The sequence below is a fragment of the Mesorhizobium sp. B4-1-1 genome (assembly GCF_006439375.1).
In the GTDB taxonomy this organism is placed as follows: Bacteria; Pseudomonadota; Alphaproteobacteria; order Rhizobiales; family Rhizobiaceae; genus Mesorhizobium.
Genome location: NZ_VFTH01000015.1, coordinates 149,331 through 159,991 on the forward strand (window position 1 = coordinate 149,331; position 10,661 = coordinate 159,991).

9 protein-coding genes are annotated in these 10,661 nt (G+C 65.4%); 6 read left to right on the forward strand and 3 right to left on the reverse strand.

Translation table 11 applies throughout. From position 1 onward, the window contains the following. The 6 genes from FJW10_RS20995 to FJW10_RS21020 all read left to right on the forward strand — a co-directional run bounded on the left by FJW10_RS20995 (position 1) and on the right by FJW10_RS21020 (position 6,372). A complete protein-coding gene (locus FJW10_RS20995; RefSeq protein WP_140901481.1) occupies positions 1–912 on the forward strand; it encodes a sugar phosphate isomerase/epimerase in 912 nt (303 codons plus the stop codon). Positions 913–984: 72 nt separating this feature from the next. After that, positions 985–2,019, forward strand: coding sequence for an ABC transporter substrate-binding protein (locus FJW10_RS21000; RefSeq protein WP_140642493.1), 1,035 nt, complete (start codon positions 985–987; stop codon positions 2,017–2,019). Between the two features lie 200 nt (positions 2,020–2,219). Beyond that, positions 2,220–3,764: a sugar ABC transporter ATP-binding protein gene (locus FJW10_RS21005; protein ID WP_140901482.1), complete on the forward strand. Its 1,545-nt coding sequence runs from the start codon at positions 2,220–2,222 to the stop codon at positions 3,762–3,764. Continuing rightward, on the forward strand, positions 3,761–4,747 hold the full coding sequence (locus FJW10_RS21010) for an ABC transporter permease (RefSeq protein ID WP_140827161.1): 987 nt from the start codon (positions 3,761–3,763) through the stop codon (positions 4,745–4,747). Before FJW10_RS21005 ends, FJW10_RS21010 begins: the two co-directional genes overlap by 4 nt. Continuing rightward, positions 4,744–5,730: an ABC transporter permease gene (locus tag FJW10_RS21015; protein ID WP_140901483.1), complete on the forward strand. Its 987-nt coding sequence runs from the start codon at positions 4,744–4,746 to the stop codon at positions 5,728–5,730. Before FJW10_RS21010 ends, FJW10_RS21015 begins: the two co-directional genes overlap by 4 nt. Before the next feature lie 171 nt (positions 5,731–5,901). Continuing rightward, positions 5,902–6,372 (forward strand): hypothetical protein, encoded by a 471-nt coding sequence (locus FJW10_RS21020; RefSeq protein WP_140901484.1) that lies wholly within the window; start codon positions 5,902–5,904, stop codon positions 6,370–6,372. Between the two features lie 31 nt (positions 6,373–6,403). On the opposite strand, the gene FJW10_RS21025 is transcribed toward FJW10_RS21020, so the two are convergent. The 3 genes from FJW10_RS21025 to FJW10_RS21035 all read right to left on the reverse strand — a co-directional run. Beyond that, positions 6,404–7,735 (reverse strand): HlyD family type I secretion periplasmic adaptor subunit, encoded by a 1,332-nt coding sequence (locus FJW10_RS21025; RefSeq protein ID WP_140901485.1) that lies wholly within the window; start codon positions 7,733–7,735, stop codon positions 6,404–6,406. Beyond that, positions 7,732–9,471 carry a type I secretion system permease/ATPase gene (locus FJW10_RS21030; RefSeq protein ID WP_246674333.1) on the reverse strand — a complete coding sequence of 580 codons (1,740 nt, stop codon included), beginning with the start codon at positions 9,469–9,471 and terminating at the stop codon, positions 7,732–7,734. Before FJW10_RS21030 ends, FJW10_RS21025 begins: the two co-directional genes overlap by 4 nt. Before the next feature lie 18 nt (positions 9,472–9,489). Further along, positions 9,490–10,661: VCBS domain-containing protein (locus tag FJW10_RS21035; RefSeq protein WP_181177614.1), on the reverse strand; the 1,172-nt coding region annotated here is incomplete at its 5' end.

The window sequence follows — 10,661 nt, forward strand, 5'->3', positions numbered from 1 at the left end:
ATGAAGCTTGGACTGCTGACAGCACCGTTTCCGGATACGTCGCTCGGCGAAGTCGCCGACTGGGCGCGCTCTGTCGGATTCGAGGCGCTGGAAATCGCCTGCTGGCCGAAGACTTCCGGCGCCAGCCGGCGCTACGCCGGCACCAGCCACATCGACGTGGACGTCTCGGTCGCGCAGGCCAAGGACATAGCCGCCGAGCTAGCCGGCAAGGGCCTGGCCATCTCCGGCCTCGGCTTCTACCCCAATCCGCTCCATCCCGACCGGGCGCATCGCGAAGCGGTGATCGATCATCTGAAGAAAGTGATCGTGCTGGCGAGCCGCATGGGAGTCCCGCTCGTCAACACCTTCTGCGGCGGCGACGCTTCGAAGACTATCGACGCCAACTGGGAAGACGCGCAGAAGGTGTGGCCGTCGATCATCGCCCACGCCCGGGAGCACGGTGTAAAACTCGCCTTCGAGAACTGCCCGATGATCTTCAGCTATGACGAATGGCCGGGCGGGCACAACATCGCCTACTCGCCCTATGTCTGGCGCCGCATCCTCGAAGCCTGGGGCGGCGACGTCGGCATGAACTTCGACCCCTCGCATCTCGTCTGGCAGATGATCGACAAGGAGCGCTTCATCCGCGAGTTCGGCAAGAACATGCTGCATGTGCACGCCAAGGATCTGATGATTGATCATGATGGTTTGTACGAGCGCGGAATCCTTTCGGCTGGCATAGGCTGGCAGGTGCCGCGCATGCCGGGGCTTGGGGACATCGACTGGAGCAGGATTTTTTCGGGCCTCTATCGGGCCGGATATGACGGGCCGGTCATCATCGAGCATGAGGACCGGCGCTTCGAGGGGACGGATGAAAAGGTCAAGCGCGGCTTCCTGCTTGCCCGCGACGTGCTGCGCCCCTTCATCAAATGACGAAAAGCTCGGCTCCGACCGCGTCGGAGCCCTGGAACTGAACTGAAAAGATCAATGTGGAGGAGTACTGAAATGAAAAGACATCTGACCGTGGCCTCGCTCCTTGCCGGCGCCGCCTTGCTTGCCTCGGTGGGCGTTTCGGCCGCCGCCGGCAAGTATACGATCGGCATTTCCAACACCGTGCAGGGCAATGGCTGGCGCGAGGAAATGATCTGCGCGATGAAGGCGCAGGCGCTCGCATCCGGCGAAGTGACGAAGCTCAACATCGCCCACCGCAACACCGACGCCGCCGGCCAGCTCGAGGACATCCGCAACCTGATCAGCGCCAAGGTCGACGCCATCGTCGTCAACCCGGCCGATCCGGCCGGCATCAAGGCCGGCCTCGAGGAAGCCACCAAGGCCGGCATCGTCGTCGTCGCCGTCGACCAGGCGGTGACCGAGCCGTCCGCCTACATCATCTCCAACAACCAGGAACAATATGCCTATCTCGGCGCCAAGTGGCTGTTCCAGCAGATGGGCGGCAAGGGCGAGGTGTTCTACATGCGCGGCGCCGCCGGCGCTTCGGCCGACTCAGATCGCGACAAAGGCTTCAAGAAGGCGCTCGCCGAATTCCCTGACGTGAAGGTCGCGCAGGAAGTCTTCACCGGCTGGCAGCAGGACCAGGCCAAGCAGCAGATCCTGTCCTTCCTCGCCACCGGCACCCCGATCAACGGCATCTGGACCTCTGGCATCGACAACGTCATTGTCGACGCGCTGGTCGAGCAGCAGGCGCCGATGGTGCCTGTGGTCGGCGCCGACAATGCCGGCTTCGTCGGTCAGCTCAGCTCGGTCAAGGGCCTGGTCGGCGCCGCGGTCACCAATCCCGGCTCGATCGGCGGCGCCGGCGTGACGCTCGCCTTGCAGATCCTCGACGGCAAGAAACCGGCGCAGCAGACCGTGCTGGTCGAGCCGCAGCTCTGGGAAAACGCCACCGACGAAGGCAAGGCCAAGCTGAAGAGCGTCGTGGATCCCTCGCTCAGCCCCGAATGGCCGGTCTCGATCTCGATCCCAGACTGGACGACCTACACCAAGGAGCAGATCGTAGCCTGCAAGGGCCCGGGCGAATAAGCGCCTGATCCGGACGCAAGCGCGAGGACGCTGGACCAAGGTCTGGCGTCCTTGCCATTTGATTTGGCACGCATAATTTGAGCCTTCGAGCAATTCCAGGAAAAGTGTGAGCGGTTTTCCGTCCGGAATTGCATAAAACAAAAGGATAGAGCGGTTCGCCGTTTCCATGAAACGGTGAAACGCTCTGGATCGAGAAAGCTTTGACCACCAACCTCCTCCTCGACGCCACAGGCGTAGCGAAGAACTACGGCGCGGTTGCCGCGTTGCGCAACGCCTCGCTGTCCGTATTGCCGGGCGAGGTGCATGCGCTGATGGGCGCCAACGGCGCCGGCAAGTCGACTCTGGTGAAGATCCTGACCGGCGCGATCAAGGCGGACGCCGGGCGCATCCTGATCCGCGGCCAGCAGCTTGATGTCCGCTCGCCCGCCGACGCCCGCCGCGCCGGACTGCTGCCGGTCTACCAGGAGCCGGCGCTGATCCCCGATCTCGATGTCTTGTCCAATCTGCGGCTGACCGGCACGCCGGTCGAGCCGTTCCGCGCCTGGGTGCGCGAGCTCGGCATTCCCGACCTCGATATCCGCGAGACGGCGCGCCATATCCCCTTGGCCATCCTGCGCGTGCTCGACCTGGCGCGCGCGCTTGCCGTCGAACCCGACGTGCTTCTGCTCGACGAGATGACCGCGGCTTTGCCCGCGAACCTTGCTGAGAAGGTGCTCGAGGTCGTGCGGCGCCAAGGCGATGCCGGCCGCTCCGTCATCTTCATCTCGCACCGTTTCGTCGAGATCTCCGCGCTTTGCGACCGCGCCACCGTGCTGCGCGACGGCTCCACGGTCGGTGTCGTCGACATCGAGCCGGGCGTCGAGGAAAGAATAGTCGAGATGATGCTCGGCACCCGCATCGAGAAGACACGCGTCACCGCGCGCGCGGCAAATGATGTGGCGGTTGCCGGCGGCGGCCGCCCGCGATTGTCGGTCCGCAACCTGCAGCTCGGCACCAAGCTCAACGACGTCTCCTTCGAGCTCGCCAATGGCGAGATCGCTGGCGTGTTTGCGCTCGAGGGCCAGGGCCAGGACGAGCTCTTCGCAGCGCTTGCCGGTTCGATCCGTCCGACCGGCGGCACCATCGACGTCGACGGCGCGCCGGTGAAATTCTCGCATCCGAGCGACGCCATCCAGGCCGGCATCGCCTATGTGCCGGGCGACCGCGCCGAGGCCTTGGCCATGCAGCGCTCGGTGCGCGAGAACATCGCGCTGCCCTTCAGCGCCGCGCTGCGCAAATGGGGCCCGATCCGCATGCGCCGCGAGCAGGTGGTGGTTTCCAGCGCCATCGCCAGATTGCAGATCGACACCCGCGCCCAGGGCGAGGTGCAACGCCTTTCCGGCGGCAACCAGCAGAAGGTGACCATCGCCCGCTGGATCGCGGCCAACGCCCGCACCATCCTTTGCTTCGATCCGACGCGCGGCATCGATGTCGGCACCAAGCAGGAGATCTACAAGCTGCTGCGCGAACTCGCCGGCCAGGGCAAGTCGGTGCTGTTCTACACATCCGAAATGGAAGAGGTGCAGCGTGTCTGCGACCGCGTCATCGTCATCTTCGGCGGCCGCGTCGTCGACACTTTCCCGGTCGAGCAAGCCGATGAAGCGGCATTGATGCGCGCAGCCTACGGCCTGCCGCGCGGCGCCAAGGCGGATGTCGGCATCCTTGCCGAGGTCAAACCCGGTTCCAGCGCGGAGGCCGCGTCATGAGCCGCTTTCTCCGCAACCAGGGTTGGGTCGCAGGCCTGTTCGCCCTGCTGATCTTTCTCTTCGTCGTCACCAAGCTGATCCAGCCGGGCTATGGCAGCGGCGACTTCGGTTCGCTGGCGCGCGCGGTTCTGCCTTACGCCTTTGCCGTCGCGGCCCAGACCGTCGTCGTCATCGCCGGCGGCATCGACCTGTCGGTCGCCGCCATGATGGCGCTGACCAGCGTCACCGCCGCCTCGATGATGAACGGCGCCAGCGAGGAATATGCCTTGTTCGTCGTGCCCTTCGTGCTGGCCATGGGGCTGGTGCTCGGCGCGCTGAACGGCCTCCTCATCGTCGTCACCCGGGTGCCCGACATCGTCGTCACCCTGGCCATGCTGTTCGTTCTGCAGGGCGCGGCGCTGCTTGTGCTGGGCGCCCCCGGCGGCGCCGCCGCCGAATGGCTGAAGGCAAGCGTCATCGGCACCGTGCCGATCCCCGGCCTGCCGGATTGGGCGGACGCCTGGGTGCCGAAGGCGCTGGTGCTGCTCGTCGTCTGCCTCTGCATCGTGTGGATTCCGCTTAGGCGCTCACGCCTCGGCCTCTCCATATACGCCATCGGCAGCAATGAGCTCGCCGCTTTCCGGAGCGGCGTGCCGGTGGCGCGCACCAGGATCATCGCCTATGCGCTCTCCGGCCTGTTCGCGGCGATGGGCGGCCTGTCGCTCACCGTCAGCACCGGCATCGGCGCGCCCATCCCCGGGCCCTATCTGCTGGCCAGCGTCGCCGCGGTGGTGCTGGGCGGCGTCGCGCTCGGCGGCGGCAAGGGCGGCCTGCTCGGGCCGATCATCGCCGTCTTCGTGCTGAGGCTGGTGCGCACCGACCTGACGCTTCTGGCCATCGATCCGAACGTCACCGCGATCATCGAAGGCGCGATCATGGTCGCGGTCGTGATGTTCGGCGCCTTCATCACCATGCGGAGCCGCCCGGCAGGAGCAACGCCATGACGGACATCGCGACCATGCCCCAGACGGTCTCGTTCGGCCGCCGGATCAAGCGCTTCATGGCGGACCGGCCGCTCATCCCGCTGATCATCCTTTTGATCATCCTCGTGGCGATCCTGCAGGTGCTGCGCCCCGGCATCGTCAACGAGCGCTGGCTCGCCAACACGGCGAAATTCGCCATCCCGCTGGCGATCCTCGCCGGCTGCCAGACCATGACCATGCTGACCGGCGGCATAGACCTTTCCGTCGGCACGGTGGCGACGATGAGCGCCTTCATCATGGCGACGCAGATCGTCAACCAGGATCCGGCGGTGGCTTTCCTGCTGGCCATGCTGCCCGCCGTGCTGATCGGCCTCGTCAACGGCATCGGCGTCGGAGTGTTCCGCGTGCATCCGCTGATCATGACGTTGGGCACCAGCCTGATCGGCACCGGATTCCTGCAGGTCTACCAGCGCACCGTGATCGCATCCGGCGCCAAGATTCCCGATTTCCTCAGCTGGCTGGGCACCGGCGTCACCTACGGTTTTCCCAATGCGCTTCTGCTGTTCGTCCCGGTGGCGGTGCTGATCGTCTTCATGCTGAACCGCACCGGCTTCGGCCGCCTGCTCTACGCCGTCGGCGACAATGAACGCGCGGCCAGACTGTCGGGCGTGCGCTACTGGCAGGTCATCACCGTCCTCTACGTCCTCTCCAGCCTGCTCGCCGGCATCACCGGCCTGCTCTATATCGGCCTGATCAAGGCGCCCTCGCTGTCGCTCGCCGAACCGCTGGTGCTGCCATCCGTAGCCGCCGCCGTCATCGGCGGCACCTCGATCTTCGGCGGCCGCGGCGGCTACACCGGCACCATCATCGGCGCGCTGATCCTGACCGTGCTGACGACGCTGCTCACCATCCTGCAAATGCCCGAAGGCGGCCGCCGCATCCTGTTCGGCTTCATCGTGCTGTTCGTGACGGCGGCGTATCTGCGGATCGTCGAGGACCGATAGAACCAAGCGACGTGGCCGTGACAGGCGCGGCTCACTCCGCCGCCTTTACCTGGCGGGCATCGATGATCACCCTGATCTCCGAGCGGCACGAGCCGCAATTGGTGCCGGCGCGCGCTGCGAGCAGCGACACCAGCCAGAGCCGGACGGCAAGCCGACGCCGGGAACCTACCCGTGGCAGACAAGGAAATCGCCTGGGTTTCGACGAACGCTTACGTGCCGGAAGGAACGCTGGCCGAGGCCTTCTCCTGGCTGGAACTGGGCGAAGCCATGAATGGCGCATCGCGCATGCTGGTTGCCATGCTCCGCCGCAACGCCGCTCGGGGCGAGATCGGCCGAGGGACGCGCGGCACCGCGGCCGACAGACGCGAATCTGCACCGGACAAGCCCGGACCGCTGCGCCACGGCGCGCTGCAGCGCCGCGCGCCAGACGGCCGGGCAATCCGAGCACCCATCTGCCTGCTCCTCGCAAAAGGCCATCCGACGATGCTCAGCGCGAGCGGCTCCGGCAAGACCAGCCTGCTCGAGCAGATCGCCGGCTGGATCGGCGACGATGCCTTTGCCGCCGGCAACTGCATCCTGTCGGCGAGCGAGCGTCGGGCGCCGCCGCTTCGCGGCGCCCGCACGATGGAGCTACGGTCGTGAATGCCATGCCAACTGGAGGCTGGCGGCCTTTTCACTCCTCCTTGAAGGCGTGAGCGAAACTGTCGGCGACCGGCTGAAAGAGATATTCGAGCAGGGTTCGCTTGCCGGTGACAACGGAGACGTCCACCGGCATTCCCGGATATAGCTTCACTTGCGGGAGGTTCTTGAGTTCATCGGCACCCACCTCGACCGTCCCCCTGAAAAACGTCGCGCCGCTGCGCTCGTCGATCTCGGCATCGGCCGAAACCCGGGTAAGGGCGCCCTTCACCGTGGGCGTGGTTCTCTGCTTGTAGGCGACGAGCCGCACCGTCGCCGGCAAACCGGGGCGAACGACATCGATATCCAGCGGCTGAATCTTGACGTCCAGCACCATCTTGTCCTGGCCGGGAACCAGATCGAGAATAACCCCGCCGGGGGGCACGACGCCGCCCGGCGTGAAATACCGAAGATTCATTACCGCCCCATCTTCCGGCGCAACGACATCCCGGCGCGCCGCGCGCGCGTCGGTCTTCTGAAGCGCCTTTTCGAGCTCGGAGCGTTTGGTCTGGACGTCACGAAGGTCCTCGGCGGCCTTCTTGACATAGGAGAGCCGGCCATTGTCGATCTGCGCGTCCGCCTCGGCGATCTGCTGCCGCAGGCTTTCTATATTGCCACGGTTCGAGTCAGCCTCGCCCTGCGCGGCGATGACCTGCCGTTCGAGCTGGAGCACGCGGGACTTCACCCCATAGCCTTTCTTGAGAAGTGTGCGGGCGTCCGCCAGCTCTTCCCGCAGAGACGGCAACTGGATCTCGAAGGCCGCAACTCTCGCAGCGAGCGCCGACATCTGGGCATGGTACTGGGCGATCCGCTGCTGCCAGACCTCGACCTCCGACGCCTGAACCTTGGCCTGGTCCTGGAAGATGCGCTCCTGCCCGGCCATGGCCTCGGCGACGGTGGGGTCGCTTTGCCGGGCCGACAGGTTCGCAGAAAAAGGAATTGTCTTCAGGCCGTCGCGCTGCGCGATCAGGCGGGCTTCGCCGGCGAGCGCGGAATCGAGTTCGCCGCGCACGGCATCGCGGTCGGATTCCGCGTCGAGCCCGTCGAGGCGGACCAGTATCTGACCCCGCTTGACCAAGTCTCCTTCCCGGACCAGGATTTCCCGTATGATGCCGCCTTCCAGGTGCTGTACGGTCTTACGGTTGCTGTCGACCTTCACCACCCCGGACGCGACCGCCGCGCTCGTCAGCGGCGCGGTGGCTGCCCAGAGGCCGAAGCCGCCGAACAGCAGGCCGATGACAGTCAGGCCGCCGAAGACATGGGCGCTCACCGCCGGCCAGGCGGGCGGTGGCGGCGGCATTTTCAACGACAGCGCGGCTTCCGTCACGACCCGGTCCTTTCGGAGCTGACGACCCGGACCTGCGGCGGAGCGGACTGCTGCTCGGGGCGGCGCAGTTGCGCAAGCACGACGTCGCGCGGGCCGAACATCTGCGACTGGCCATCGTTCAGCACCAGGACGCAATCGACGTTCACCATCAGCGACGGGCGGTGGGCGACGATCATCACCGTCGAGCCTGCCTCCTTCATTGCGGCAATCCCCTGATTCAGCGCCTCTTCTCCAACGGCATCGAGATTAGAATTCGGCTCGTCCAGCACCACCAGCGCCGGACGGCGATAGAGCGCCCTGGCAAGGCCGATGCGCTGGCGTTGCCCGCCGGAGAGCACCGAACCCTGTTCGCCGATCTCGGTATCGTAGCCATTTGGGAGCCTGAGGATCATCTCGTGCACGCCCGCCATCCGGGCGGCGGCCACGACCTCCGCCGGATCGCCTTGCTCCATGCGGGCAATGTTCTCGCGCACGGTGCCGGGAAAGAGTTCGACGTCCTGGGGGAGATAGCCCACATAGGAGCCGAAATCGGCGCGGTTCCAGGCAAACACGTCGACACCGTCGAGCCGAACCCGCCCTTGCTGCGGCGAAAGCATGCCGACGATCAGGCGGGCAAGCGTCGACTTGCCGGCGGCCGACGGCCCGATCACCGCAAGCACCTGACCTGGTGAAACGGCGAAGGAGAGGTTTTTGAGCACGGGCTCCTTGGCGCCGGCCGGCATATATGTGACGGCGTCGACCGAGAGCCGTCCCTGGGGACGCGGCAATTCCATGCCCGGCGGGCGCAGCGACGGCGTCTCGAACAGCCGGTCCAGCCGACGCCAGGCCTCGCGAGCGGCGGTCGTCTGTTTCCAGGTTGCGATAGCCTGCTCGACCGGGGCGAGCGCGCGCGACATGATGATCGAGGCCGCGATCATGGCGCCGGGCGAGACTTCATGGCGCAGCGACAGCCAGGCGCCGAGCCCCAGCACCGCGACCTGGAGGAACATCCGGAACGGCTTGGTGAAGGCATTGATCAGGCCGGCCCAGTCGCTGGCGGTCGTCTGCAGCGCGAGCACGGACGCATTGGCCGCATCCCAACGCCGGGCGAGCACGCCGCCCATGCCCATCCCGTCGATGACTTCGGCATTACGGAAACCGGCATCCGCCGCCTGGTAGGCGCGCGCGGAAGCGGCGTTGGCCTGTTTGAGCGTGTTGGCCGTCAGTGCGTTGTTGGCAAGGGCGAGGCCGAACAGGATGATCGCGCCGCCCAGCGCCAGAAGTCCGAGCAGGGGATGCAGCAGGAAGATGAAGCCGAGATAGAGCGGCATCCATGGCGCGTCGAACAGCGCCATGATGCCGCCGCCGCCAAGATAGCCGCGCAGCGTGGCGAGGTCGCGCAGCGCCTCGGTGCGGTAAGATGAGCCGCGCAACGCGTTCTCAAGCCCGCGGCCCAGTACCTGCGGCGACAGCACGCGGTCGATCCAGGTGCCGAGTTGCACCAGCAGCCGCGAGCGGAAGAATTCGAGCGCGCCCATTGCAGCCAGCGCCGCCGTCGTAATCAGCGTCAGATAGACGAGCGTTTCCACGCTGCGTCCCGTCAGCACGCGATCATAGACCTGCAGCATATAGATCGAGGTCGAGAGTACGAGCAGGTTGATGAAGAAGCTGAACCCCGCCACCGCGGCGAAACCGCCGCGGCAACGGGAGAGGGCAAGCTTGAGCGCAGAATGGTCCTGCATCATCTTATCTGCCACTTCATCGTCTTCCTGCGATCAGGCATGCAGATTGAAGTCTGCGCTGCTCAGATTGGTCATCCCCAGGAGGTGGATTTCGATGACGTCCGCACCGCTTGTAATCGCCTCGGCTGACGTACCGACATTTGCGTAGACAACGGTGTTCGTTCCATCCGTCGTCCAACCGACGCTGTGCGCGCCAAGCATTGTCGAAGCACCTAAGTTGGTCGGAGTGCCAGTCAGATTGAGTGCGTTCAGGAAGTCGAGTTTGTCCGCCCCGTGGACGAAGTCCTGGATGGTATCGAAGGCGGCATGGGTGGAGTCGGCAACCGCCGTGTAGACGAAATGGTCGGCACCGTCGCCGCCGACCAACCAATCGGCGTTCGCCTTTCCAATAATCGTGTCGTTGTCCGCACCACCGAAGATGTAGTCGACGGCAGAGGTTCCGGTGACGCTGTCCGTGCCTGCTCGACCGTCAGCGATAGTCGGATCGGTACTTACCAGTGTGATCGTGTTGTCGACGTTGCTCCCATTGGCGTTGCCGATCCAAACGGTGAACGACTGTGGAGCCGATGAAGCCGAATGATTATCAGTGGCGGTGACAGTAAGAGTGCCTGTTGCCGAGCTTCCTAGTCCGACGCTGGCGGTCAGTTCTCCGTTTGCTGCAACCGCGACTGTCCCGGAGCCACTCCAGGTAGCTGCAAAGGAGACACTATCGCCCGCATCGGGATCCACAGACAAGAAGTGGCCCAAATCGATAGGATTCCCATCGGCGATCGGGGCCGAGCCCGGGACGAACACCGGGGCGCTCGGCGCATGGTTGGTCACGGGCTCATTGGCACCGTTCACCGTGATGTCGATGACATGGTCGGTACCATCCGCCGACGTCACATGAATCTGGTCGTGCGGGTGGTCCGCCGTGTTCAGCGCCTGAACGTTGGCGGCGGGATTGTTGAGCGTATAGACCCAGTTGCCGCTGGCATCGATGGTCAGCGAGCCGTATGTGCCCGCGATCGGATTGATGCTGTTGTGCGCCAAGAACGAGCTCTGGCCGGCGTCAGGATCGGCGGCGGTCAGAGCGCCGTTTACGGTCAGCACGGCATCCTCGGTCACGGAACCGCTGCTCGTGCCGGTGATCGCCGCCGCGTCGTTGACGCCGTGGATGGTGAAGCTGACCTGCTTGGTGGTGCCGTCGAGGGCGGTGACGGTGA

Bases quoted from the DNA above. Each gene is read 5' to 3' on its own strand.
- FJW10_RS20995 (WP_140901481.1), top strand. From the start codon at position 1: ATGAAGCTTGGACTGCTGACAGCACCGTTTCCGGATACGTCGCTCGGC.
- FJW10_RS21010 (WP_140827161.1), top strand. From the start codon at position 3,761: ATGAGCCGCTTTCTCCGCAACCAGGGTTGGGTCGCAGGCCTGTTCGCC.
- FJW10_RS21015 (WP_140901483.1), top strand. From the start codon at position 4,744: ATGACGGACATCGCGACCATGCCCCAGACGGTCTCGTTCGGCCGCCGG.
- FJW10_RS21000 (WP_140642493.1), top strand. From the start codon at position 985: ATGAAAAGACATCTGACCGTGGCCTCGCTCCTTGCCGGCGCCGCCTTG.